The sequence below is a fragment of the Micromonospora aurantiaca ATCC 27029 genome (assembly GCF_000145235.1).
GTDB lineage: Bacteria > Actinomycetota > Actinomycetes > Mycobacteriales > Micromonosporaceae > Micromonospora > Micromonospora aurantiaca.
This window is the reverse complement of sequence record NC_014391.1, coordinates 6,091,734-6,115,180: the sequence shown is the minus strand read 5'-3', so window position 1 is coordinate 6,115,180 and position 23,447 is coordinate 6,091,734. Positions and strand designations below refer to the sequence as shown.

Here is a 23,447-nt window from a genome sequence, read left to right as displayed (position 1 = left end):
GCTGATGATCACTGACGGAAGTAGGCTGAGGACATGTGGCAGTCGGAGGTGCGCGTCGACCTGGACGCGATCCGGGAGAACGTGACCCGGCTCAAGGCCGGCACCAGCGCCGAACTGATGGCGGTGGTCAAGGGCGACGGGTACGGCCACGGCATGGTGCCGGCCGCCCGCGCGGCGCTCGACGCCGGGGCGGACCAGCTCGGCGTCTGCACGCTGGCCGAGGCGCTGCGGCTGCGCGAGGAGGGCATCACCGCGCCGGTGCTGGCCTGGCTGCTCAGCCCCGGGCTGCCGCTGCACGACGGGATCACCGTCGGCGTCGACCTCGGCTGCGCCGGCCTCACCCAGCTCGACGAGATGATCCAGGCGAGCCGCCGGGCGGACCGCCCGGCCCGGCTGCACCTCAAGATCGACACCGGGCTGGCCCGGGGTGGCGCCACGGTCGCCGACTGGCCGGCGCTGCTGGAGGCCGCCGCGAAGGCCCAGGCCGACGGTCTGGTCGAGGTGGTCGGCGTGTGGAGCCACTTCGTGTACGCGGACTCGCCCGGTCACCCCACCACCGACCGCCAGCTCGCCGTGTTCCAGGAGGGGCTGGAGATGGTGACGCGTGCCGGTCTGCGTCCGCGCTACCGGCACCTGGCCAACTCGGCCGCCACGCTGACCCGGCCGGACACCCACTTCGACCTGGTCCGGCCCGGCATCGCCGTCTACGGCCTGTCGCCGGTCGCGGGCGAGCAGTTCGGTCTGCGTCCCGCCATGACCGCCCGCGCCCGGGTGATGCTCACCAAACGGGTGGCGGCCGGCACCGGCGTCTCCTACGGCCACACCTACCTCACCGAGCAGGAGGCCAACCTCGCGGTGGTGCCGCTCGGCTACGCCGACGGGGTGCCGCGGCACGCCTCCAACACCGGCCCGGTGCAGCTCGCCGGCAAGCGCCGGACCATCTCCGGGCGGGTCTGCATGGACCAGTTCGTGGTCGACTGCGGCGACGACGAGGTGACCGACGGCGACGTGGCGACGCTGTTCGGCAGCGGCGCGGACGGCGAGCCCACCGCCGACGACTGGGCCGAGGCGGTCGGCACCATCAACTACGAGATCGTGACCCGCTTCGGCGGTGTGCGCGTGCCCCGCGTCTACGACGGCGAGCACGCATGAGTGTCCGGTTGCCGCGACCGCGTACCGCTGCCGGCAAGGTGGCCGGGCTGGTCGGCGCCGCCGTCGGCGTTGCCGCCGCCGGGCTCGCGGCGGGCGTGGTCAGCGAGCGGGTGCTGGTCCGCCGGCTCAAGAACGATCCCACCGACCGGTACGCCGACGAGGTCTTCGGTGAGCAGCGTTACGACGAGGCGTACCGGCTGGAGATGCCGGACGGCACCGACATCCACGTCGAGGTGGTCGAGCCGACCCGCCCTGTCGCAGGGCACCCGACTGTGGTGCTGGTGCACGGGTTCTGCCTGGACATGGGCACGTTCCACTTCCAGCGCAAGCGGCTCGCCGAGCGCGGCGACTACCGGGTGGTCGCGTACGACCAGCCGGGGCACGGCAGCTCCGGCCGGCTGGAGAGCGGCGAGTACGACCTGACCGCGCTGGGCCACACGCTGCGCCGGGTGCTCGACGAGGTGGCCCCGGACGGCCCGCTGGTGCTGGTCGGGCACTCGATGGGCGGCATGACGATCATGGCGCTGGCCGAGCTGTACCCGGAGATGTTCGGTGACCGCGTGGTCGGCACCGTGCTGATGGCCACCTCGGGCGGCCTCGCGGCGGAGACCAAGCTGGTGGCGCCCGCGCTGCTCGGCCGCGTCGGCTCGCCGGTGCTCTACATGATGAGCAACGCCACCCGGTACGGCGGGACCGTGATCGACCGGGCGCGCCGGTCGACGTCGAACGTGGCCTGGCTGCTCACCCGCAAGTACGGCTTCGGCACGTCGAAGCCGAGCCCGGCCCTGGTGTCGTACGTCGAGATGATGAACTCGCGCACCTCGGCCGACACGGTCACCCGCTACCTGCGCACGATCGCCACCCACTCCCGGTTCCCGGCGCTTGCGGCGCTGGCCGGCACGCCGGTGCTGGTGATCGTGGGCGACAAGGACATGATCACGCCGGTGACGCACTCCGAGGAGATCGTCCGGCGGCTGCCGCACGCCGAGTTCGTGAAGATCAACGACAGTGGGCACGTGGTGATGCTGGAGCACGCCGACGAGGTGAACGTGGCGCTGGAGAGGTTCCTGGACTCGCTATGACAGTGGTCGTGGAGCTGAAGACGGTCGACGACACCCACGAGTTCGGGCGGCGGCTGGCCGGGGTGCTGCGGGCCGGTGACCTGCTGCTGCTCAGCGGCCCGCTCGGCGCCGGCAAGACCGCGCTGACCCAGGGCATCGGCGCCGGTCTCGGCGTACGCGGGGACATCACCTCGCCCACCTTCGTCATCGCCCGGGTGCATCGGCCCGACCCGGCGCGGGGCGGCCGGGTGACGCTCGTGCACGCCGACGCGTACCGCCTGGGTGAGGCCGCCGACCCGCGCGCGGAGATCGACGACCTCGACCTGGACGCCTCGGTGGACGAGGCGGTCACCGTGGTGGAGTGGGGCGAGGGGATGGTCGAGCAGCTGGTCGACGCGCACCTGCGGGTACGCATCGACCGCCGCGACGACGACACCCGGGCGGTCACGCTGGAGCCGGTCGGCGGCGACTGGGCCGCCCGGGTCGCCGAACTGTCCTAGGGCTGAAGGGGCATCGTCCAGCAGTTGGAGTAGGCGGTGCGCCCGGCGAGCCGGTCGGTCAGCCAGGCCACCGCGTCGCCCTGGTCGGTGATGAGCGGCGCCAGGTGGTTGGTGAGGAGCTTGTCACCGAGGTTGGGCAGGCTGACGGCCTGGTAGGTCACGTTGGCGCCCTTGCGGCACCAGTCGACCGCCAGTTGACGGGCCTGCCGGTGGGGCACGATGTCGTCCTGGACGCCGGTCGCCACGCGTACCGGGCCGGCGGGCTTGAGCGTGCCGATGCGCTGCCGGTCGAGGACGGCGGCTGCCTCGGGCGAGGCGGCGATGACAGCGGTGAGGGACCGGCCGCCGGTGATCCACCTGCTGCTCTTGGTGAACGCGTACCGGAGGATGGCGTCACCGACGCACATGGTCGAGGTGTCGGTGAGCGCCGCCCGGCCGGCGTCGTTGACGTTCGCCTCGATGACGTCCCGCACCGCCGGGTCGGACTGGGCGAAGCCGTTGAGCGACCAGCCCAGCGCCCCGGCCAGCGCGCTGCCGTCGATGCCGCCGATGACAGCGGTCAGGTCGGCCGGCGGCGCGCCGACGTAGGTGCCGGCCAGCGGCACGTCGGGCGCGTAGGTGGGCTGGAGTTCGGCGGCTGCGGCGCTGGCGCCGCCACCCTGGCTGTAGCCGTACAGACCGACGCGGGACCGGTCGGTGACCGACGCGCCCGGCACGGTGCGGGCGGCGCGGGCCGCGTCGAGCAGGGCACGTCCCTCGTCGAGGCGGTTGACGTACGTGTGCAGCCGGTCGGTCGCGCCCAGCCCGACGTAGTCGGTGACGACGACCGCGGCGCCGGTGGCGAGGAGGCGGTAGATCGCCAGGGCCTCGTAGCCGACGGACAGGGTGTCGCCGGTGAGGGTGAGCGGGTGTTGCAGGGCGAACGAGGGCGCGCACTGGTCGCCCTGCCCCATGGTGCCGGAGGCGACGGCGACCAGCGGGCGCGGGCCGGTGCCCCGCCACGCCGCCGACGGTTCGATGTAGGCGCCGGTCACGCCGACGGCCCGGCCGTTGGAGTCGGTGGACCGGTACATCAGGCGGGTGGCGGTGCCGGGCATCGGGCGGCCGTCGAGCCCGGGGATGCTGAGCCCGAGCGGCAGCGGCTCGGTACGGATCAGCGTGCCGTTGGTGGCGGGCAGGTCGGCGGGCGGGTGGTAGAAGGCGGGGATCGTCACGCCGCGGGAGACCACCGGCGTGGTGCCGTCTGCGGCTGCGGCTGCGGCTGCGCCGGATCCGGCCAGGTAGGTGGCTGCAGCCGCGGCGACGGCCAGCATCCGGAGGCCGGTCGTGCGGCGGGGGGAGGGGGCGGCGGAGGGCGTGCGGGGACGGGTGTTTCTCCTGCTCACGGGCACTCCTAGCGAGCATCGATGGTGGTGGATGCAAGCTAGCAGTGGCGGTGTGGCGTAAGTAACTTGCCAGTAGGTTACGCTCCGGTAACTTTTCTCGTCCAGTACCCGGCCCTGCCGCCGCCCGGGAGTGTCGGTCGCGGCTGGTAAGAAGATGGCGACCGACGAGGAGAGGTTGCCGATGCCCGACGCCCCCACCCTGGACCTGCCGGCGCTGCTGCCGGAGGCCTGGCGTGCCGTGCTCACCCCCCACCTGGACCCGGCCCGCACCGCGGCGCTGGCCGAGTTCGTCGCCCGGGAGTACGCGACCGCCACGGTCTTCCCGCCGCTGGAGGACCTCTTCTCCGCCTACCGGCTGTGCGGGCCGGCCGACACCCGGGTGCTGATCCTCGGGCAGGACCCGTACCACAAGGCGGGCCAGGCGCACGGGCTGAGCTTCAGCGTGCGCGAGGGGGTGGCGGTGCCGCCGTCGCTGCGCAACGTCTTCAAGGAGCTGGGCGAGGACCTGGGCGTGCCGAAGCCGCGCAGCGGCAACCTCGACGGCTGGGCCGCGCAGGGCGTCCTGCTGCTCAACTCGGTGCTGACGGTCCGGCAGGCCACGCCCGGCTCGCACGCCAACAAGGGCTGGGAGGAGTTCACCGACGCCACCATCCGGGCGCTCGACGCGCTCGACCAGCGCGTGGTGTTCCTGCTCTGGGGCGGCTACGCGCGCAAGAAGGCGGCGCTGGTGACCAACCCGCAGCACGTGGTGCTGGAGGCCGGGCACCCGAGCCCGATGAACCCGCGCGGCTTTCTCGGCAGCCGCCCGTTCAGCGCCGCTAACAAGGCGCTGGCCGACGCGGGGCTGCCCACCGTCGACTGGGAGCGCTCAGCCGGCTGACCCGCCCGGCGCCTCGCCCGCCGCGGCGAGGCGCCGGCGGTACCGGGACAGCAGCTCGGCCGTGCGCCGGTCGGTCACCTCCACCTCGACCAGCGGCTCGACCGGGTACGTACGTTCACCGAGGCGGACCTCGATGGGCTCGGGCAGTTCCTCGCACATCCGGGCCCGCAGCTCGCCGTAGCGGGTCAGCCAGCGGTGCTCGCCCGGCTCTTCGGGCTCCGTGTGGATGCCGCCCCACACCTGCCATCGAGCGTCCCAGCGCTGCGCGTAGATCCGATCGAGGAGCGCGCTGAACTGCGGCGAGTCCCGCCAGCGCACCGCGATCTCGACCGCGTCCACCGGCAGCGGCGCGCCCTGCAGCAGTGCCGCCGTGCCGCCCGACAGTACGTACGGCAGGTCGCCCAGGGCGTCCATGATCCGGTCCAGCCGGAGGACTTCGATCCGCTCGGCAAGCACCGTCCCGGCCATCTCGTCCAGCGCGGCGTCCAGGTGGCTGTCCAGCGGCTCGACCTCGATCCGCAGTTGCCGGCCGAGCGCGGCGAGCAGGCGTTCCGCGGCGGTCAGGCTCGGCAGCCGGTCGCCGCGTTCGATCCGGGCGATGGCGGCCTGACTGAGCCCGGACCGGGCGGCCAGAGCCTGCTGGGTGAGCCCTGCCTGTTCGCGTTCACGCCGCAAGGTCCGGGCGATTTCTCGAACGAGGCGACTCTCCGTCATCTCCGGAGAATGGCAGTCCTCTTCTTAGCCTTATGCCTCTGAGTCATATTTATGACCCAGAGGCATAAGGCTCTCACCTCTTCTCTTTGATCCGGGCGCTACGCATCGTGACCGGACGAGCGGCGAGGGCGTGCCGGGGGCGTGCCGGGAGCGTGCCGAGGGCGTGCCGGGGGCGTGCCGGGGGCGGACGGGGCGGACGGAGCGGACGGCTAGGCTGGCTTACCGTGCTGGTACTCGTGGTGGACTCCTCGACGCCCGCGGTGACCGCGGCCCTTGCCGAGGTCTCGGCGGACGGCGTCGCGGTCCGCGCGTCCCGGTGCACCGTCGACGCCCGCGCCCACGGCGAGCTGCTCGCGCCGCAGGTCGACGCCGTGCTGGCGGACGTCGGTGCACGGCCCGCCGACCTGGCCGCTATCGTCGCCGGCCTCGGCCCGGGCCCGTTCACCGGGCTGCGCGTCGGGCTGGTCACCGCCGCCACCATGGGTCAGGTGCTCGGCGTACCCACGTACGGCGTCTGCTCGCTGGACGGGCTCGGCCACCCGGCGGCCGCCGGCGAGCCGGTGCTGGCGGCGAGCGACGCGCGGCGCCGGGAGATCTACTGGGCCGTCTACGACGGCGCCGGCCGGCGCCTGGCCGGGCCGGAGGTGGCCGCCCCGGCGGTGGTCGCGGAGCGGGCGCGCGACCTTGCGGTCACCGTCGCGGTCGGCGACGGCGCGCACCGGTACGCGGACGTGCTGGGGCTGCCGGTACGCGACGAGCCGCGCTACCCGGACCCGCTGGCGCTGGCCCGTCTCGCCGCGCCGCGGATCCGCGCGGGCGCGCCCGGCGAGACGCTCACCCCGCTCTACCTGCGCCGCCCGGACGCGGTCGCGGCCACCGGCCACAAGCCGGTCCTGCCATGAGGCTGGGCCGGTTCCGCTGGTGGCACATCGACGAGGTGCTGCCCATCGAGGCGGACCTCTTCGGCGCCGAGCAGTGGTCGGCGGCGATGTTCTGGAACGAACTCGCCAACGGGCACTTCTACCTGGTCGCCACCGACGACGACGGCGCCGTCCTCGGCTACGCCGGGCTGGCCGTGTCCCCGCCCGACGAGGCGTGGGTGCAGAACGTCGCGGTCCGCCGGGACGCCCACCGCCGGGGGATCGGCCGGCTGCTGCTGGAGGCGCTGCTCGCCGAGGCGGCCCGGCGCGGCGCCCGCAGCACGCTGCTGGAGGTCGCCGCGGACAACGCGCCCGCGCAACGGCTCTACGCCACCTACGGCTTCGAGCCGATCGGCGTGCGGCGCGGCTACTACCAACCGAGCAATACCGACGCGCTGGTCATGCAGCGCAACGAGGACTGACGCGCATGGCTGACGAACCCCTGATCCTCGGCATCGAGACCTCCTGCGACGAGACCGGCGTGGGCATCGTGCGCGGGCACACGCTGCTCGCCGACGCGCTCGCCTCCAGCGTCGAGGAGCACGCCCGGTTCGGCGGCGTGGTGCCCGAGGTGGCCAGCCGCGCCCACCTGGAGGCCATCGTGCCGACCATGGACCGGGCGCTGCGCGAAGCCGGTGTCACCATCGCCGACATCGACGCCATCGCCGTGACCTCCGGGCCGGGCCTGGCCGGCGCGCTGCTCGTCGGGGTCGCCGCCGCCAAGGGGTACGCGGTCGCGGCGGAGAAGCCGGTGTACGGCGTGAACCACCTCGCCGCACATGTGGCGGTGGACACGCTCGAACACGGCCCGCTGCCCGAGCCCGCGATCGCGCTGCTGGTCTCCGGCGGGCACTCCTCGCTGCTGCGCGTCGACGACCTGGCCCGCGACGTGGTCCCGCTCGGCGCCACCATCGACGACGCCGCCGGCGAGGCGTTCGACAAGGTGGCCCGGCTGCTCGGGCTGCCGTTCCCCGGCGGGCCGTACATCGACCGCGAGGCGCGCGCCGGTGACCCGGCGTCGATCGCCTTCCCGCGCGGGCTGACCGCGGCGAAGGACCTGGTCGGACACCGGTACGACTTCTCCTTCTCCGGCCTGAAGACGGCTGTCGCCCGCTGGGTGGAGGCGCGGCAGCGGGCCGGTGAGCCGGTGCCGGTCGCCGACGTGGCGGCATCCTTCCAGGAGGCGGTCTGCGACGTGCTCGTCGGCAAGGCGATCGACGCCTGCCGCAGCAGCGGCATCGACACGCTTGTGATCGGCGGCGGAGTGGCGGCCAACTCCCGGCTGCGGGCGATGGCCGAGCAGCGGGCCGGCAGGCACGGCATCCGGGTGCGTACGCCCCGGCCGAAGCTCTGCACGGACAACGGCGCGATGGTGGCCGCGCTCGGCTCCCACCTGGTCGCCGCGGGCGTCGCGCCGAGCCGGCTGGACCTGCCGGCCGACTCGGCGATGCCGCTGACAGTGGTCAGCGTGTGAGCGGGGAGGGGACCGACATGATCGTCCGCATGTGGGAGGCCAAGGCCGAGCCGTACGGCTTCGCCGATTTGATCACCTGGGTCTGCGAGACCGCGCTGCCCGAGTTCGAGCACGACCCGATGCACGTCTCCAGCGAGGTGTTCTCCTCCACCGACCACCGGCTGGTGGTCGTCTCCAAGTGGCGGAACAGCCCTCGGGAGCTGCCCGAGCCGCCGGCGCGCCTGATCGCCCGCCCGCCGCACAGCTGGGACTTCACGCAGGTCGACCGCTGACGCGAGGATCGTCACGGCCGCCGGAATTGGTTGGCGCGCGGGTCGCCCCGGCACCTAGCGTCGGTGCGCCATGCGCTTCTCACCGGCCGGCGATCCCGGCACCCCCGACGCGCGGTCGGCCACTCGATATCTGGTGTGGCTCGCCGGGCGACATCCCGTCATCTTCGGCGCCGGGCTCGCGCTCGGCGTGATCTGGATGCTGGCCCAGGCGCTGGTGCCGGCCGTGCTCGGCCGCGCCGTGGAAGCCGGCCTGGCCCAACGCGACCCGGACGCGCTGGTGCGCTGGAGTCTGGCCCTGCTCGGGCTGGGTCTGGTGCAGGCCGTCGCCGGAATCCTGCGCCACCGCTGCGCGGTGCACAACTGGCTCGGCGCCGCCTACCGCACCGTGCAGGTCACGGTGGACGCCACGAACCGCCTCGGCGCGGCGCTGCCCCGGCGGGTCGCGGCGGGCGAGGTGGTGAGTATCGGCACCGCCGACATCGAGCACATCGGCAGCGCCATCGACATCACCGCCCGGGGCGCCGGCTCGGTGGTCGGCATCGTCACCGTGGCGGTGATCCTGCTCAGCGCCTCCCAGCCGCTCGGCCTCGTGGTGGTGCTCGGGGTGCCGCTGCTGATGGCGCTCGTGGCGTTGCTGATCCGCCCGCTGCACCGGCAGCAGGCCGCGTACCGGGACTCGACCGGCCGGCTCACCGCCCGGGCCGCGGACATCGTCTCGGGCCTGCGCGTGCTGCGCGGAGTCGGCGGCGAGCCGGTGCTGTCCGAGCGCTACCGGCAACGCTCGCAGGCGTTGCGCGCGGACGGGCTGCGGGTGGCGCGGGTCGAGTCGCTGTTGCAGGCGGCGCAGATCCTGCTGCCCGGCGTCTTCGTGGTGCTGGTGACCTGGCTGGGCGCCCGGTTCGCGCTGCGCGGCGAGATCAGCGCCGGCGAGCTGGTCTCGTTCTACGGCTACACCGCGTTCCTGGTCAGCCCGCTGCGCAACCTCACCGAGGCGGCCGACAAGCTGACCCGGGGACACGTCGCGGCCCGCCGGGTCGTCCGGTTGCTGCGGCTCGCGCCGGAGTTCACCGACCCGGCCACCCCGGTGCCGGTGCCGGCCGGGCCGGGCGAACTGGCGGACGTACGTTCCGGACTGGTGCTGCGACCGGGCCGGCTGACCGCGCTGGCCGCCGCCACCCCGCAGGACGCCACCGAGATCGCCGACCGGCTCGGCCGGTACGCCGACGGGGACGTCACGCTGCACGGCGTACCGCTGCGGGACGTGGCGCTGGCGACGGTGCGGGAGCGGATCCTGGTGGCCGACAACGACGCGCAGCTGTTCAGCGGCGTGCTGCGCACGGAGCTTGACCCGCACGACCGGGCCGAGCCCGGCGCCGTGGCGGCGGCGCTGGCCGCGGCGAGTGCCACCGACATCGTCGAGGCGCTGCCCGGCGGCCTGGACGGCGAGGTCGCCGAACGCGGCCGGGAGTTCTCCGGCGGGCAGCGGCAACGGCTGCGGCTGGCCCGCGCGCTGGTCGCCGACCCGGAGACGTTGATCCTGGTCGAGCCGACCAGCGCGGTGGACGCGCACACCGAGGCGCGCATCGCCGAACGGCTCGGCCCGGCCCGCCGCGGCCGCACCACGCTCGTCTGCACCACGAGCCCGCTGGTGCTCGGTCACGCCGACCACGTGGTCTTCGTCGAGGACGGCAAGGTCGTCGCCGAGGGCCGGCACGAGGAACTGCTCGCCGGCGAGCCGCGCTACGCCGCCACGGTGAGCCGGGAGGAGGACCGATGAGCAACGCGCTGCCCGTCGCCGACATCGCCCAGGTCCGCCGGTACGTGCGCGAGCTGATCCGCCGTCACCCGCGTGGCCTGGCCGTCGCGCTCGGCCTGCACGCGCTCGCCGCCGGCGCCGGGCTCGTCGCCCCGCGCCTGCTCGGTGACCTGGTGGAGGGGATCTCCCAGGGCATCGCCGCGACGACTGTGGACCGGGTCGTGGCGGCCATCGCCGCGTTCGTGGTGGTGCAGGCGGTGCTGGTCCGCTTCGCGCACCTCGCCTCGGCCCGGCTCGGTGAGCGGGTGCTCGCCGAGCTGCGGGAGGAGTTCGTCGACCGGGTGCTCGCGCTGCCGCTCGCCACTGTGGAGCGGGCCGGCACCGGCGATCTGCTCACCCGCACCTCGCGGGACGTCGCCGCGCTGTCCCGCACGGTCCGGTTCGCCGGGCCGGAGACGCTCATCGCCGCGCTGACCGTGCTACTGATCCTGGGCGCGCTGGTGCTGACCGGCCCGCTGCTGGCGCTGCCCAGCCTGCTGGCGGTGCCGGTGCTGTGGGCCGGCACCCGCTGGTACCTGCGCCGCGCGCCGCAGGGCTACCTGCGGGAGAACGCCGCCTACTCGGACATCACCGACGGGATCAGCGAGACGGTCGAGGGGGCGCGGACCACCGAGGCGCTGCGGCAGGCGGCCCGTCGCCGGGCCCGCGGCGACGCGGACATCAGCCGGTCGTACGCGGCCGAGCGCTACACGCTCTATCTGCGGACAGTGTTCTGGCCGGTGGCCGAGTTCGGCTACCTGGTGCCGATGGTGGCGACCCTGCTCATCGGCGGCTGGTTCCACCTGAAGGGCTGGGCCAGCCTCGGCCAGGTCACCGCCGCCACGCTCTACGCCCAGCAGCTCACCGACCCGATCGAGCGGCTGCTCGGCTGGCTGGACGAGTTCCAGGTCGGCGGCGCCTCGCTGGCCCGGCTGCTCGGGGTGGCCGCCGAACCGGACGAGCGCGCCAAGGCATTCGCCACGCCGGACGAGCGCGCCGCCGCTGCGGGCAGTGCGGGCGGCGCGGGCCGGCTCGCCGCGCACGACGTCCGGTACGCGTACCGCCCGGGTCACGACGTGCTGCACGGCGTGACGCTGGAACCCCGCCCGGGGGAGCGGCTCGCGATGGTCGGCCCGTCCGGGGCGGGCAAGTCGACGCTGGGCCGGCTGCTGGCGGGCGTGCACGCGCCGAGCGCCGGCACTGTGACAGTGGACGGCCGGCCGCTCGCCGGAATGCCCCTGGCCGAGCTGCGTACCCATGTGGCGCTCGTCAGTCAGGAGCACCACGTGTTCATCGGGACGCTCGCCGACAACGTGGCGATGGTCCGGCCGGAAGCCGACCCGGCTCGGGTACGCGCGGCGCTGGCCGCGGTCGACGCGCTGGACTGGGCGCTGGCCCTGCCGGACGGGCTCGACACGGCGGTCGGGGCGGGCGGCCACCCGCTCACCCCCGCGCAGGCGCAGCAGCTCGCGCTGGCCCGGCTGGTGCTCGCCGACCCGCACACGCTGGTGCTGGACGAGGCCACCTCGCTGATCGACCCGCGGGCGGCCCGGGCACTGGAACGGTCGCTGGCGGCGGTGCTGCACGGCCGTACCGTCGTCGCCATCGCGCACCGGCTCTTCTCCGCGCACGACGCGGACCGCGTGGCGGTGGTCGCCGACGGGCGGATCACCGAGCTGGGATCACACGACGAGCTGGTCGCGGCCGGTGGCTCGTACGCCGCGCTGTGGCGCTCCTGGCACGGCTGAGAACGCGCGACGGGCCCCGGCACACGTGCCGGGGCCCGCTCGACGGCCGGGGGTCACGTGCGGCGGGTCAGCCGCCAGGTCGCGTACCCGCCGGTGCCGAGCGCGATCAGGAACACCGCCCACACCACACCGGTGCCCACCTGGAGTCCACCGCCGCTGCCCACGTTGGCCTGGGCGGCGGCGACGAGCGAGTCGCTCTGCGCGGGCGGCAGCGCGGCCGGCGGCAACTGCTGCCAGCGCACCAGCCCGGTGCTCTCCAGCATGGTCATGTGGTCGTTGACGAACGTGTTGGCGTCCTCGGCCAGCTTGCGCACGATCGGGTCACGGGTGCTGGCCCGGACCGCGCCGATCACCGGGAAGATCTTGCCGTGGGCGACCCGCAGCCGGGTGACGAAGATCTGGTCGAACCGGGCGCCGGTGGCGTTCTGCATCTCGGTCAGCCACCCCTTCTGCTCGGCCGTCGGATCCGTCGGCAGGGTGGCGCCCAGCTTGTTCGCGGCCTCGACCACCAGCAGGTCCAGCTCCGCGTGCTGCTTGGCGATCTCCGCGCCGACCTCGCGTACCCGGGCGGACTGGCCCTTCTCGGCCGCCATCTGCCCGGCCGGCATCTCCCACAGCCCGGCCAGCCGTACGCCGTTGAGCAGCGTCATGTCGGCGGCGTTCATCTGCACGCCGGGGTTGGGTGCGGCCTGTGCCGTCCCGGGAATGACGCCGATCCCCGCGCCCAGCGCGGCGAGCAGCAGTACCACCCGGTGCGCCAGCTTGCGGCGTGCGGATTCCAGCGATGCCATGGTTGCGGTGCCTCCTCGGTCCGGACCGGTACGCGGGGTCGTGGACGGCCGCGCAAGCCGGCCGCCCGTCCGCACACTGGTACGGATCGGCGGGCCGATCAGTTCAGCGGGTCGGCGAGGAGTCGTTCGAACGCCAGCTCGGCGGCGCCGATCAGCGCCGCGTCGCCACCGAGCTTCGGGGTACGCAGCCGTACGTGCTCCAGGCACGCGGGCAGCCCGTTCGAGTTGAGCCGGCTGCGTACCTGCGCCGCGGAGGCCAGGTAGAGGTCACGCATGGTGCCGCCGAAGATGACCATCTCCGGGTTGAAGATGTTCACCAGGTTCGCGACGCCGAAGCCGAGCCAGTCGCCGGCCTGCCGTACCGCGGTCTGGGCGCGGGCGTCGCCGCGGTCGGCGGCGTCGAAGACGGCGAGCAGGGCGTCCCGGCCACGCGCCTCGGACCGGCCGGCGGCGCGCAGCAGCCCGTGCTCGCCGATCTCGGTCTCCCAGCAGCCGCGCCGGCCGCAGTCGCAGCGCACCCCGTCGCGGACCACCACCATGTGGCCGACCTCGCCGCCGTAGCCGCCGTGCCCTCTCAGCCGCCGGCCCCCGGCGATGATGCCCGCGCCCACGCCGACGTCGCCGTAGATGTAGATGACGTTGTCGCAGCCGACCGCCGCGCCGCGGGCGTGCTCGGCGTACGCGGCCACGTCGGCCACGTTGCCCACCGTGATCGGTACGTCTATCCCCAGCTCGACGGCGAGCGCCGCACCGATCGGCTCGTCCACCCAGCCGGTGGTGGGGCTGAGCCGGACCAGTCCGTCCTCCCGGCGGACCATGCCGCACACGGCCACCCCGGCGCCGACGCAGATCGCGTCCGGCGGCACCGACTGGTGCATCTCCTTGACCGCGCCGGCGAGCAGCGGGGCGGCCTCCCCGGCGACCAGGTTGCGCGGCCGGTCCATCTCCCGGCGGTCGAGCACCTCACCGCCGAGCCCGACCCGCGCGGCCCGCAGCCGGTCCACCTCGACGCTGTACGCGTACGCGTAGACCCGACCCGACTCGGGCCGGACGACGAGTGACGGTCGTCCGGCCCGGCCGGTCTCCTTCGGCGTCCCCTCGCTGACCAGACCGGCGCCGGCCAGGTCCGCGGTCAGCGCGCCGATGGTGCTGCGGTTGAGGCCGAGCGCTGTGGTCAGCTCGGCCCGCGTGGTGGCGCCGTGGACGTGTACATAGCGGAGCAATGCGCCCAGGTTCTGCCGACGGATCTCGTCCTGACTGGGGCCCGCGCGCATTGCCACTGCCATGGTTTTCCCGTACCCCGGGTCAGCGCGTGCCGGTGGCGGCGGCCCGCCGACGCGACAGCGCGTCGATGGTCGCCGCGGCGAGCAGCACCACGCCGGTGACCACGAACTTGACGCCCGAGCTGTATCCCATCAGTCCCATACCGTTGTCGATGACCGCCACCACTGCGCCACCGAGCACGGCGTCGAGGACCCGGCCCTTGCCGCCGAAGAGGCTGGTGCCGCCGATCACCGCCGCGCCCACGGCGTAGAGCAGTACGTTACTGCCCCCGGTGTTGGGGTCGACCGAGTTGGCCCGGCTGGCGGCCACGATGCCGCCGATCGCGGCCATCGAGGAGCAGATGATGAACACGGAGATGCGGATCCGGTCGACGTTGATGCCGGCCCGGCGGGCCGCCTCGGCGTTGCCGCCGACCGCGTAGATGTGCCGCCCGTAGCTGGTGCGCTGGAGCACGAACGTCCAGACGACGAGCAGGATCGCGATGATCGGCACCACGATCGGCACGCCCTTGAGCGAGACGACGAGCACGTTGCGGCTGCGCTCCAGGTTGAGCACGTAGACCGCCACGCCGAGGATCACGGCCAGACCGGCGATCCGCGCGGCGACCACCGCGATCGGATCGGTGAGCAGGCCGCGGGCGGCACGGTTGCGGTGCCGCAGCAACTGCACGGCCGCGTACCCGACGACGGCGACGGCTGCGAGCGACCAGCCCAGCACGGGCGAGAGGTTGCGGTTGGCGATCGCCACGAGCACGTCGTCCCGGACCGCGATGTTGGCGCCCTCGTCCATGAGCGTCAGCACCACGCCCTGGAAGGCCAGGAACCCGGCGAGCGTGACCACGAAGGAGGGGATGCCGACCTTGGCGACCAGCAGGCCCAGCACGGTGCCGATCACCACACCGGTGACGACGGCGGAGAGCACCGCCACGTACCAGGGGTAGCCGAGCACTGTCACCACGTTGGCCAGGATCGCGGCGCAGACGCCGCTGGCGAAGCCGGCGGAGAGGTCGATCTCGCCGAGCAGCAGGACGAAGACCAGACCCATCGCGATGAGCGTGACCGCCGCGCCCTGGGTGAACAGGTTCGCCAGGTTGCCGGCGGTGAAGAACGACGGGCGGGCGATCGAGAAGCCCACCGCCAGCGCCACGAGCATGACCACGGCGGGGAGCGCACCGATGTCGCCGCCGCGTACCCGGCGCCAGTAGTTGTTCACGTGGCTGCCGACGGTCGGTGTCGGGGTGACGCCGGCCGGGCCTTCCTTCTTCACGACGATGGCGGTCATCGGACGGCTCCTGGAGTGGTGTCGGCGGGCGCGGCGCCGTTGCCGCCCGGCTCGCCGGTGAGGCCGAGGCTGCCGGAGCGGCCGGCGGTGATCAGCTCGACCACCTGCGAGTGGGTGATGTCGGTGGTCTTCACCTGGGCGACCATCTGGCCGAGGTAGAGCGCGGCGATCCGGTCGGATACGGCGAAGACGTCGTTCATGTTGTGCGAGATCAGCACCACGGCCAGGCCGTTGTCGGCCAGCCGGCGGACCAGCTCCAGCACCTGGGCGGTCTGCGCGACGCCGAGTGCGGCGGTCGGCTCGTCCAGGATGACGAGCCGGCTGTTCCAGAGCACGGCCTTGGCGATGGCCACGGTCTGCCGCTGGCCGCCGGAGAGGCTGGCCACGTGCTGGCGCAGCGACTTCACGGTGCGCACGCTCAGGCCGGCGAGCGTCTCGGCGGCCATCTGCTCCATGGTCGGCTCGTCGAGCACGATGCCGCTGCGCTTCTCCCGGCCGAGGAACATGTTCTGCACGATGTCGAGGTTGTCGCAGAGCGCGAGGTCCTGGTAGACGACCTCGATCCCGAGCGCGGCGGCGTCCCGAGGGCTGTTGATGGTCACCGGGCGGCCGTCGAAGACGAACTCGCCGGCGTCGGTGGGGTGGATGCCACTGATGCACTTGACCAGGGTCGACTTGCCGGCGCCGTTGTCGCCGACCAGCGCGGTCACCTCGCCGGCGTGCGCGGCGAAGGCGACGTCACGCAGCACCTGGACGGGACCGAAGCTCTTGTCGATCCCGCGTAGCTCCAGCAGGGGGGTTGCGGACACGGGGTTCTCCTTTGGGCGGAGGGAGGTCTCGGATCCCGTCCGGCGCGGGCGCCGCCCGGCACGGGAAACCCCGTGCCGGGCGGCGCCGCCTGAGGCGGGTGGGTCAGCTCACGCCGGCGTCGGTGCAGAGCTTCGCGAAGGCATCGGTGCAGAGCTCTTCCTTGGTGACGTATCCGTCGGCCACCACGTCCTTGACGTTGTCCTTGTAGATGGCCTTGGGCTCCAGCAGCACCGACGGCACGTCCCGGCCGCCCTCCGGGTCCTTGACCGTCTGGCCGGTGTCCTTCCGCTCACCCTTGGCGAGCGCGATGGCCAGCTCGGCGGCGGCGTCCGCCTCCTTCTTGACCGCCTTGTAGACAGTCATGCACTGGTCACCGGCGAGGATGTTCTGCAGGCCCTCCTTGGTGGCGTCCTGACCGGTCACCGGAACCTTGCCGTTGAGCTTGTTCTTCTTCAGCACCGAGATGGCCGCGTTGCCGAGACCGTCGTTGGCGGCGAGCACGCCGTCGATCTTGCCGCCGGCCTTGGTCAGCTGCTGCTCGAAGATCGTGGCGGCCTGCGCGTTGTCCCAGGCCGGCACCGAGTCGTCGGCGACCTTGGTGTACTCCTTCGAGTCGAACTTCGGCTTGAGCACCGAGTCGTACCCGTTCTTGAACAGGGTGGCGTTGTTGTCGGTCGGCGAGCCGTTGAGGTACGCGATCGACGGGTTCTTGACGCCCTTGTCGGTCAGGCACTTGCTCAGGCCCTCGCCCTGGAGCTTGCCGACCGCCTCGTTGTCGAAGCTGACGTAGTACTGGGCGGAGCCGCCCAGGGTCAGCCGGTCGTAGTCGATGGTCGCGACGCCCTGCGACTTGGCCTTGTCGAGCACGGCCTTGCCGGTGCCGGAGTCCAGGTTGACGATCATCAGCACGTTGACGCCGTTGGTGATCATCTGGTCGGCGATGGTCTGGAACGCGGTCTTGTCGTTCTGCGCGTTCTGGATGTCGGACTCGACGCCGGCCGCGTCGAACGCCGCCTTGAGGTACTTGCGGTCCGCGCCCTCCCAGCGGGCGGAGGACTTGCTGTCCGGCAGGATCACGCCGATCTTCGGCTTCTTGGCGTTGGAGCCGCCGGCCTCGTCGGAAGAACCGCCGTTGTCACCGCAGGCGGCCATGCTGCCGGTCGCGAGAAGACCGACGGCCGCGAAGGTGAGGAAGCCCTTGCGCATGTGCAGGGTCCTTTCGGAGGTGGGGGAGTGGTGATGTTTTGTTGTGCCCGGCAACGTATTCCCCGCTTCCCATGCGCCGCAAGACTGCCGAGGTCAGAAGTTTGTTGGCGGCGGTAACAATTCAGCAACGCGGTTGTCACCCGCGGGACACCGCCGGGAGAGCGCGTTCCGGAAACGCTCCCACACGTACCGTCACGAGCCGCTCAGGCAGTGGCGATCGACGCCGTCGTCGCCCCGGTGAGCGCCACCAGATCCGTCGGCGCGAGCTGCACCTGCAACCCCCGGCGACCCGCCGAGACGTACACCGTCGGGTGCGTCAGCGCGGAGGCGTCGATGACAGTCGGTAGCCGCTTGCGCTGCCCGAGCGGGCTGATGCCGCCGCGGACGTATCCGGTCGCGCGCTCGGCCGTCGTGCGCTCCGCCATCGTCGCCCGCTTGCCGCCGGCCGCGGCGGCGAGCGCCTTCAGGTCCAGCTCGCCGGTCACCGGCACCACCGCCACCGTCAGCCCGCCGTCGACCTCGGTGACGAGCGACTTGAACACGCGCTCCGGCGCCACGCCGAGCGCGGTCGCCACGAGCGCGCCGTAGTTCGGCGCGTCCGGCGAGACGTCGTAGGTGTGGGTGCTGTGGGCGATCTTCCGCTTGCTCAGCAACGCGATCGCCGGAGTGCCAGGGCCCGCCACGGGCTCAAGCTAACCCGCGCGCCGCGACACCGCGAGCCGGAAACGTGAGCCGGGGTCAACCGCCGGGCGGAACCGGCCGGCAGACGAGCACAGTGGGGTCGCCTGCCACCCGGGTCAGCGCCAGACCGGCCGCCTCGTCACCGGACAGCCGCAGGTCGCGGCGCAGCTTCTCCGGCTCCAGCGCCGAGCCGCGCTTACGGATCTCGACCCGGCCGACGCGCCGCTCCCGCAGCAGGGCGCGCAGCCGCTTCAGCGAGAACGGCAGCACGTCGGTGATCTCCAGGCAGCGGGCGAACGGGGTGGGCCGGGCCTCGTCGGCGTACAGGTAGGCGATCGACGGGTCGGCGAGCGTGGCGTCGAGGTCGGCGGCCAGCTCGGCGACCAGGTGCGCGCGCACCACCGCCGGGTCCGGGTCGTAGAGGAACCGCCGCACCGGTCCCACCGGCGCCTCCTGCGCACCGGTCCCGGTGAGGTGATAGGAAGGGCCCCTTTTACTACCGGAGGCGTTAAGAAGGGGCCCTTCCTTCTCGCGCAGCAGGGTGGCGCGGCGTGGGACCTCGGCCAGCTCGCCGCACCAGAGCGCGGCCTCGACCAGGTCGCCGTCCACGCTCACCCACTCCGCCTCGGCGCCGGCCGGGATCAGCGCGTGGTCCAGCCCGGGCGCCACCTTCACCACTGTGCGCGGCACGCGCGCGGCCAGGCCGGTGACGAAGTCCCACGGCGGCGAGTAGGCGTTCGGGTCGAACACACGCCGCCCGGTGCCGGCCCGCCGCCGGGCCGGATCGCAGAACACGGCGTCGACCCCTGTCGCGTCGAACGCCGTGGCGTCACCGCGTTCGACAGTCACCAGGTCGGTCAGCCCGGCCGCCTCGGCGTTCGCGGCGGCCATCGCGGCGGTCACCGGGTCGGCCTCCACCGCGTACACCCGGATGCCGGCGCGGGCCGCGGCGAGCGCGTCGGCCCCCAGCCCGCACCCCAGGTCGGCCAGCGTGGTCACACCCGCGGCCCGCAGCCGCGCGGCGCGCCGGTCGGCGACCGCGCGGCGGGTGGCCTGCTCCAGCCCGGCCCGGGTGAGGAACATCCCGGCCGCCGCCGCGCCGAACTTGCCGACCGCCCGGCGGCGCAGCTCCGCCTGGGTGAGTGCGGCCGCCGCGAGCCCGCCGGGGATTCCGGCCGAACGCAGCGCGGCCGCCGCCGCCAGCGGGTCGCCGCCGGCCACCCGTTCGGCCGCGGCGAGCGCGGCCGACCCCTCGGGGGTACGCAGCGCGGCGAGCTGGTCGAGATCCACGCGCTCATTCTCCCGGCCCGGTTCCGGCGCGACACGGAGGGCGACGCGTTGGCACTCTCCTTGACGGAGTGCTAGCCGAGGAATAACCTGCGATTAGCACTCTCACCCTGAGGGTGCCAACGCCCGAGCCTCGTGCCCGGGGGTTGAGCGCCAGGCGGACCGGCACCCGCGACGACGGCCCCGCCCGGTGGCATGTGGCAGATTGACGCTGGTCGGCATGCCGGCCGGCAACGACACCAAGTACCCGGGAGGGTATGCCCGTGACTACCGCGACCAAGGTTGCGATCAAGCCGCTCGAGGACCGCATCGTGGTCCAGGCGAACGAGGCCGAGACCACCACCGCCTCGGGCATCGTGATCCCCGACACCGCCAAGGAGAAGCCGCAGGAGGGCACCGTCCTCGCTGTCGGCCCGGGCCGGATCGACGACAAGGGCAACCGCGTGCCGATCGACGTGAAGGTCGGCGACACCGTCCTCTACTCGAAGTACGGCGGCACCGAGGTCAAGTACGCCGGCGAGGAGTACCTGGTGCTCTCCGCCCGCGACGTCCTCGCGGTCATCGAGAAGTAAGCAACCGATCAGTGTCGTTGCCCCGGTCCGGCTCGCCGGGCCGGGGCGACGTCGCTTCGAAGGGATACTGATGGCGAAGATCCTCAGCTTCTCGGACGACGCCCGGCACCTGCTCGAGCACGGTGTCAACGCCCTCGCGGACGCGGTGAAGGTCACCCTCGGCCCGCGCGGGCGCAACGTCGTCCTGGACAAGAAGTTCGGTGCGCCCACGATCACCAACGACGGCGTCACCATCGCCAAGGAGATCGAGCTCACCAACCCGTACGAGAACCTCGGCGCGCAGCTGGTCAAGGAGGTGGCGACCAAGACCAACGACGTCGCCGGCGACGGGACCACCACCGCCACCGTGCTGGCCCAGGCCATGGTCCGCGAGGGCCTGCGCAACGTGGCCGCCGGCACCAACCCGACCGGCCTGAAGCGGGGCATCGACGCGGCGGCCGCCAAGGTCTCCGAGGCGCTGCTCGGCAAGGCCGTCGAGGTCGCCGGCAAGGAGTCGATCGCGCACGTCGCGACCGTCTCCGCGCAGGACGCCGCCATCGGCGACCTGATCGCCGAGGCGATGGAGAAGGTCGGCCGCGACGGCGTCATCACCGTCGAGGAGGGCTCCGCGCTCACCACCGAGCTGGAGGTGACCGAGGGTCTCCAGTTCGACAAGGGCTTCATCTCGCCGAACTTCGTCACCGACCTGGAGGCGCAGGAGGCGGTCCTGGAGGACCCGTACATCCTGATCACCACCCAGAAGATCTCGGCGATCGAGGAGCTGCTGCCGCTGCTGGAGAAGGTTCTCCAGAACAACAAGCCGCTGCTCATCGTCGCTGAGGACGTCGAGGGCCAGGCCCTGTCCACGCTCGTGGTCAACGCGCTGCGCAAGACCGTCAAGGTCTGCGCCGTCAAGGCCCCCGGCTTCGGCGACCGCCGCAAGGCGATGCTCCAGGACATGGCGATCCTGACCGGCGCCGAGCTGGTCGCCCCGGAGCTGGGCTACAAGCTCGACCAGGTCGGCCTGGAGGTGCTCGGCACCGCCCGTCGCGTCGTGGTCGACAAGGAGAACACCACAGTCGTCGACGGTGGCGGGCAGGCCTCCGAGGTCGCCGACCGGGTCGCGCAGATCCGCAAGGAGATCGAGGCCTCCGACTCCGAGTGGGACCGAGAGAAGCTGGCCGAGCGGCTGGCGAAGCTCTCCGGCGGCATCGCCGTGATCAAGGTCGGCGCGGCCACCGAGGTCGAGATGAAGGAGCGCAAGCACCGCATCGAGGACGCCATCGCCGCGACCAAGGCCGCGGTCGAGGAGGGCACGGTCCCGGGTGGCGGTGCCGCCCTGGCCCAGATCCTGCCGGCGCTCGACGACGACCTGGGCTTCACCGGTGACGAGAAGGTCGGCGTCTCGATCGTGCGCAAGGCGCTCGTCGAGCCGCTGCGCTGGATCGCCCAGAACGCCGGCCACGACGGCTACGTGGTGGTGCAGAAGGTCGTCGCCCAGGACTGGGGTCACGGCCTCGACGCCGCCACCGGCGAGTACGTCGACCTGGCCAAGTCCGGCATCATCGACCCGGTGAAGGTGACCCGCAACGCGGTCAGCAACGCCGCCTCGATCGCCGGCCTGCTGCTCACCACCGAGAGCCTCGTGGTGGAGAAGCCGGCCGAGCCGGAGCCGGCCGCCGGTGGCCACGGCCACTCGCACGGTCACGGCCACCAGCACGGCCCGGGCTTCTGACCCGACCGCACGGCCCGACGTCAGGGCACACCGCCGACCCGGTGGTGTGCCCTGACGCGTATGCCCTTACGGAACGCTGACGACATTGGCAGCCGGGCCGGCGGGTCGACCAGACTGGACGCCGTGAGCACCCTCTCCCGCCGCCGCGCGGCACTGGCCGGTGTCGTCGCCGCCGTGGTGGCACTCGGCACCGCCGAGCCCGTGGCGGTCCTGACCGGTCCCCGGTCCGCGCCGCTCGTCGCCGTCGGCGGACTCGTCGTCGACCTCGTACCCGAGCCGGTCAAGCAGTTCGCCATCGACGTCTTCGGTACGTACGACAAGATCGCCCTGCTGGTCGGGACGGCGCTGCTGCTGGCCGCCTTCGGGGCGCTGCTCGGCCTGGCGGCGGCCCGGCGGCTGGTGATCGGCCTGGCCGGCGTCGCCGCGTTCGCCGTGCTCGGCGTCGCCGCCGCGCTGACCCGGGCCGGCGCTGACGCGTTCGACGCGCTGCCCTCCCTGGCCGGCGGCGGACTCGGCGCGCTGACGCTCTGGGCGTTCGTGGCCGGACCGCTGGGCGCCGGCCCGGCACGCCGGGAGCAGGCCGGGCGCGACCGGGCCGACGCGGCGGACCGGCCGCCGTCGGCGCCGCCTCCGGCGGTCGCCGCGCTCGCGGGGGAGGAGAAGACCCCGGGCGGCTGGGAGCCGGTACGGCACGACGATGACGCGGAGTCGCGGCGGCGGTTCCTGCGCGGCGCCGGACTGCTCACCGGCGCTGCGGCGGTGGCCGGGCTGGGCGGGCACTGGCTGGCCGGGCGGCGCGGCGTGTCGGCGGCCCGGGAGGCGGTGACGCTGCCCGCCCCGGCCGCGCCCGCCCCGCAGGTGCCGGCCGGAGCCGACCTGTCACTGCCCCGGCTCGCGCCGTACGTGACGCCGAACCGGGAGTTCTACCGGATCGACACGGCGCTGGTGGTGCCGCAGGTGGACCCGGCCACCTGGCGGCTGCGGATCCACGGGCGGGTGCGCAACCCGATCGAGCTGAGCTTCGACGACCTGCTGGCCCGCCCGATGGTCGAGCGGTACGTGACGCTCGCCTGCGTCTCCAACGAGGTGGGCGGCGACCTGATCGGCAACGCGCGCTGGCTCGGCGTACCGATCAAGGAACTGCTCGACGAGGCCGGCCCGGAGGAGGGCGCGGACCAGGTGGTGGGCCGCGCGGTCGACGGCTGGACCTGCGGCACGCCCACCTCGGTGCTGCGCGACGGGCGGGACGCGCTGCTCGCGGTCGGCATGAACGGCGAGCCGCTGCCGATCCAGCACGGCTTCCCGGTGCGGATGGTGGTGCCCGGCCTCTACGGGTACGTGTCGGCCTGCAAGTGGCTCACCGAGCTGGAGCTGACCAGCTTCGCCGACTTCGACGCGTACTGGGTGCCGCGCGGCTGGTCCGCGCAGGGCCCGATCAAGACGCAGTCCCGGATCGACACGCCCCGGCCCCGCAGCCGCCCGGCCGCCGGCCCGATGATCGTGGCCGGTGTGGCGTGGGCGCAGCACCGCGGCATCCGTCGCGTCGAGGTACGCGTCGACGGCGGCCCCTGGCAGGAGGCGACGCCGGCCCCGGCGGTGTCGGCGGACACCTGGGTGCAGTGGTCCTGGCGGTGGGACGCGACGCCGGGCGAGCACACGCTCCAGGTGCGGGCGACCGACACGACCGGCGAGACCCAGACGGAACAGCGCGCCCCGGTCGCCCCGGACGGCGCGACCGGCTGGCACACAGTGCGGGTCACGGTCACCTGACGACCGCCCCACCCCGAAAGATCAACACCAGTTCCCCGAAGTGGTGGCATCAGAGGCTCCGCGATATAGCCATTTCGCCGAGCTGGTGTTGATCACGCGCGGGGCGGCGGGGCGGGACGACACGACGACGCCGCGCCCCGGGGTCCGGGG

The 23,447-nt window shown here is 73.2% G+C and carries 22 protein-coding genes; 13 read left to right on the top strand and 9 right to left on the bottom strand.

The window, feature by feature from the left end; genetic code table 11:
* Window positions 1-33 precede the first annotated feature (33 nt).
* From alr to tsaE, 3 genes are read left to right on the top strand one after another with little or no spacing between them, the layout of a single operon-like run.
* Window positions 34-1,152 (top strand): alanine racemase, encoded by a 1,119-nt coding sequence (gene alr, locus MICAU_RS27170; protein WP_013288564.1) that lies wholly within the window; start codon window positions 34-36, stop codon window positions 1,150-1,152.
* The gene (locus tag MICAU_RS27165; RefSeq protein WP_013288563.1) at window positions 1,149-2,234 is read left to right on the top strand and encodes an alpha/beta fold hydrolase; all 1,086 of its coding nucleotides are present in this window, start codon (window positions 1,149-1,151) and stop codon (window positions 2,232-2,234) included. Before alr ends, MICAU_RS27165 begins: the two co-directional genes overlap by 4 nt.
* Complete coding sequence (tsaE, locus tag MICAU_RS27160; protein ID WP_013288562.1) at window positions 2,231-2,713, top strand: tRNA (adenosine(37)-N6)-threonylcarbamoyltransferase complex ATPase subunit type 1 TsaE; 483 nt, start codon at window positions 2,231-2,233, stop codon at window positions 2,711-2,713. Before MICAU_RS27165 ends, tsaE begins: the two co-directional genes overlap by 4 nt.
* Here the strand turns inward: tsaE and MICAU_RS27155 are convergent.
* Window positions 2,710-4,098 (bottom strand): lipase family protein, encoded by a 1,389-nt coding sequence (locus MICAU_RS27155; RefSeq protein ID WP_013288561.1) that lies wholly within the window; start codon window positions 4,096-4,098, stop codon window positions 2,710-2,712. The two genes, tsaE and MICAU_RS27155, sit on opposite strands and share 4 nt — an antisense overlap.
* A gap of 181 nt (window positions 4,099-4,279) precedes the next feature.
* Here MICAU_RS27155 and ung point away from each other — a divergent pair, with 181 nt between their 5' ends.
* Entirely contained in the window at window positions 4,280-4,978 is a 699-nt protein-coding gene (gene ung, locus MICAU_RS27150) for a uracil-DNA glycosylase (RefSeq protein ID WP_013288560.1), read from the top strand.
* On the opposite strand, the gene MICAU_RS27145 is transcribed toward ung, so the two are convergent.
* Window positions 4,967-5,692 (bottom strand): helix-turn-helix domain-containing protein, encoded by a 726-nt coding sequence (locus MICAU_RS27145; RefSeq protein ID WP_013288559.1) that lies wholly within the window; start codon window positions 5,690-5,692, stop codon window positions 4,967-4,969. The genes ung and MICAU_RS27145 overlap by 12 nt on opposite strands.
* A gap of 224 nt (window positions 5,693-5,916) precedes the next feature.
* On the opposite strand from MICAU_RS27145, the gene tsaB reads away from it, so the two are divergent.
* The 6 genes from tsaB (at window position 5,917) to MICAU_RS27115 (ending at window position 11,901) form a co-directional block, all read left to right on the top strand.
* Complete coding sequence (gene tsaB / locus MICAU_RS27140) at window positions 5,917-6,594, top strand: tRNA (adenosine(37)-N6)-threonylcarbamoyltransferase complex dimerization subunit type 1 TsaB (RefSeq protein ID WP_013288558.1); 678 nt, start codon at window positions 5,917-5,919, stop codon at window positions 6,592-6,594.
* Window positions 6,591-7,034, top strand: coding sequence for a ribosomal protein S18-alanine N-acetyltransferase (gene rimI, locus MICAU_RS27135; protein WP_013288557.1), 444 nt, complete (start codon window positions 6,591-6,593; stop codon window positions 7,032-7,034). The genes tsaB and rimI overlap by 4 nt, the downstream gene beginning before the upstream one ends.
* Before the next feature lie 5 nt (window positions 7,035-7,039).
* Complete coding sequence (gene tsaD, locus MICAU_RS27130; RefSeq protein ID WP_013288556.1) at window positions 7,040-8,086, top strand: tRNA (adenosine(37)-N6)-threonylcarbamoyltransferase complex transferase subunit TsaD; 1,047 nt, start codon at window positions 7,040-7,042, stop codon at window positions 8,084-8,086.
* 17 nt (window positions 8,087-8,103) lie between these two features.
* Complete coding sequence (locus MICAU_RS27125) at window positions 8,104-8,358, top strand: hypothetical protein (RefSeq protein ID WP_013288555.1); 255 nt, start codon at window positions 8,104-8,106, stop codon at window positions 8,356-8,358.
* Between the two features lie 70 nt (window positions 8,359-8,428).
* The gene (locus MICAU_RS27120; RefSeq protein ID WP_013288554.1) at window positions 8,429-10,135 is read left to right on the top strand and encodes an ABC transporter ATP-binding protein; all 1,707 of its coding nucleotides are present in this window, start codon (window positions 8,429-8,431) and stop codon (window positions 10,133-10,135) included.
* Complete coding sequence (locus MICAU_RS27115) at window positions 10,132-11,901, top strand: ABC transporter ATP-binding protein (protein ID WP_013288553.1); 1,770 nt, start codon at window positions 10,132-10,134, stop codon at window positions 11,899-11,901. The genes MICAU_RS27120 and MICAU_RS27115 overlap by 4 nt, the downstream gene beginning before the upstream one ends.
* A gap of 53 nt (window positions 11,902-11,954) precedes the next feature.
* On the opposite strand, the gene MICAU_RS27110 is transcribed toward MICAU_RS27115, so the two are convergent.
* The 7 genes from MICAU_RS27110 to MICAU_RS27080 all read right to left on the bottom strand — a co-directional run bounded on the left by MICAU_RS27110 (window position 11,955) and on the right by MICAU_RS27080 (window position 19,244).
* The gene (locus MICAU_RS27110; protein WP_013288552.1) at window positions 11,955-12,692 is read right to left on the bottom strand and encodes a DUF4142 domain-containing protein; all 738 of its coding nucleotides are present in this window, start codon (window positions 12,690-12,692) and stop codon (window positions 11,955-11,957) included.
* A gap of 98 nt (window positions 12,693-12,790) precedes the next feature.
* Window positions 12,791-13,966: an ROK family protein gene (locus MICAU_RS27105; protein ID WP_030269402.1), complete on the bottom strand. Its 1,176-nt coding sequence runs from the start codon at window positions 13,964-13,966 to the stop codon at window positions 12,791-12,793.
* A 31-nt stretch (window positions 13,967-13,997) separates the two neighbouring features.
* Entirely contained in the window at window positions 13,998-15,257 is a 1,260-nt protein-coding gene (locus MICAU_RS27100) for a sugar ABC transporter permease (protein ID WP_013288550.1), read from the bottom strand.
* Window positions 15,254-16,066 carry an ATP-binding cassette domain-containing protein gene (locus tag MICAU_RS27095; RefSeq protein WP_013288549.1) on the bottom strand — a complete coding sequence of 271 codons (813 nt, stop codon included), beginning with the start codon at window positions 16,064-16,066 and terminating at the stop codon, window positions 15,254-15,256. Before MICAU_RS27095 ends, MICAU_RS27100 begins: the two co-directional genes overlap by 4 nt.
* Before the next feature lie 103 nt (window positions 16,067-16,169).
* The gene (locus tag MICAU_RS27090) at window positions 16,170-17,273 is read right to left on the bottom strand and encodes a sugar ABC transporter substrate-binding protein (protein WP_013288548.1); all 1,104 of its coding nucleotides are present in this window, start codon (window positions 17,271-17,273) and stop codon (window positions 16,170-16,172) included.
* Window positions 17,274-17,476: 203 nt separating this feature from the next.
* Window positions 17,477-17,956, bottom strand: a complete 480-nt coding sequence (gene ybaK / locus MICAU_RS27085; RefSeq protein ID WP_013288547.1) for a Cys-tRNA(Pro) deacylase — start codon at window positions 17,954-17,956, stop codon at window positions 17,477-17,479.
* Window positions 17,957-18,011: 55 nt separating this feature from the next.
* On the bottom strand, window positions 18,012-19,244 hold the full coding sequence (locus MICAU_RS27080; RefSeq protein WP_013288546.1) for a THUMP-like domain-containing protein: 1,233 nt from the start codon (window positions 19,242-19,244) through the stop codon (window positions 18,012-18,014).
* Between the two features lie 254 nt (window positions 19,245-19,498).
* Here MICAU_RS27080 and groES point away from each other — a divergent pair, with 254 nt between their 5' ends.
* From groES to MICAU_RS27065, 3 genes are all read left to right on the top strand, one after another.
* Entirely contained in the window at window positions 19,499-19,813 is a 315-nt protein-coding gene (groES, locus tag MICAU_RS27075; protein WP_018222648.1) for a co-chaperone GroES, read from the top strand.
* Between the two features lie 70 nt (window positions 19,814-19,883).
* Window positions 19,884-21,527 (top strand): chaperonin GroEL, encoded by a 1,644-nt coding sequence (gene groL, locus MICAU_RS27070; RefSeq protein ID WP_013288545.1) that lies wholly within the window; start codon window positions 19,884-19,886, stop codon window positions 21,525-21,527.
* 123 nt (window positions 21,528-21,650) lie between these two features.
* Window positions 21,651-23,297, top strand: coding sequence for a sulfite oxidase (locus MICAU_RS27065; RefSeq protein WP_041799119.1), 1,647 nt, complete (start codon window positions 21,651-21,653; stop codon window positions 23,295-23,297).
* The last annotated feature ends 150 nt before the right edge of the window (window positions 23,298-23,447 follow it).

What these genes read in the sequence shown, in the direction of transcription:
- alr (WP_013288564.1), top strand. Translation starts at nt 34, where the DNA reads ATGTGGCAGTCGGAGGTGCGCGTCGACCTGGACGCGATCCGGGAGAAC.
- MICAU_RS27125 (WP_013288555.1), top strand. Translation starts at nt 8,104, where the DNA reads ATGATCGTCCGCATGTGGGAGGCCAAGGCCGAGCCGTACGGCTTCGCC.
- ung (WP_013288560.1), top strand. Translation starts at nt 4,280, where the DNA reads ATGCCCGACGCCCCCACCCTGGACCTGCCGGCGCTGCTGCCGGAGGCC.
- tsaE (WP_013288562.1), top strand. Translation starts at nt 2,231, where the DNA reads ATGACAGTGGTCGTGGAGCTGAAGACGGTCGACGACACCCACGAGTTC.
- MICAU_RS27165 (WP_013288563.1), top strand. Translation starts at nt 1,149, where the DNA reads ATGAGTGTCCGGTTGCCGCGACCGCGTACCGCTGCCGGCAAGGTGGCC.
- groES (WP_018222648.1), top strand. Translation starts at nt 19,499, where the DNA reads ATGCCCGTGACTACCGCGACCAAGGTTGCGATCAAGCCGCTCGAGGAC.
- MICAU_RS27105 (WP_030269402.1), bottom strand. Translation starts at nt 13,966, where the DNA reads ATGCGCGCGGGCCCCAGTCAGGACGAGATCCGTCGGCAGAACCTGGGC.
- MICAU_RS27110 (WP_013288552.1), bottom strand. Translation starts at nt 12,692, where the DNA reads ATGGCATCGCTGGAATCCGCACGCCGCAAGCTGGCGCACCGGGTGGTA.
- MICAU_RS27100 (WP_013288550.1), bottom strand. Translation starts at nt 15,257, where the DNA reads ATGACCGCCATCGTCGTGAAGAAGGAAGGCCCGGCCGGCGTCACCCCG.
- MICAU_RS27115 (WP_013288553.1), top strand. Translation starts at nt 10,132, where the DNA reads ATGAGCAACGCGCTGCCCGTCGCCGACATCGCCCAGGTCCGCCGGTAC.
- MICAU_RS27145 (WP_013288559.1), bottom strand. Translation starts at nt 5,692, where the DNA reads ATGACGGAGAGTCGCCTCGTTCGAGAAATCGCCCGGACCTTGCGGCGT.
- MICAU_RS27090 (WP_013288548.1), bottom strand. Translation starts at nt 17,273, where the DNA reads ATGCGCAAGGGCTTCCTCACCTTCGCGGCCGTCGGTCTTCTCGCGACC.
- groL (WP_013288545.1), top strand. Translation starts at nt 19,884, where the DNA reads ATGGCGAAGATCCTCAGCTTCTCGGACGACGCCCGGCACCTGCTCGAG.
- tsaD (WP_013288556.1), top strand. Translation starts at nt 7,040, where the DNA reads ATGGCTGACGAACCCCTGATCCTCGGCATCGAGACCTCCTGCGACGAG.
- MICAU_RS27120 (WP_013288554.1), top strand. Translation starts at nt 8,429, where the DNA reads ATGCGCTTCTCACCGGCCGGCGATCCCGGCACCCCCGACGCGCGGTCG.
- rimI (WP_013288557.1), top strand. Translation starts at nt 6,591, where the DNA reads ATGAGGCTGGGCCGGTTCCGCTGGTGGCACATCGACGAGGTGCTGCCC.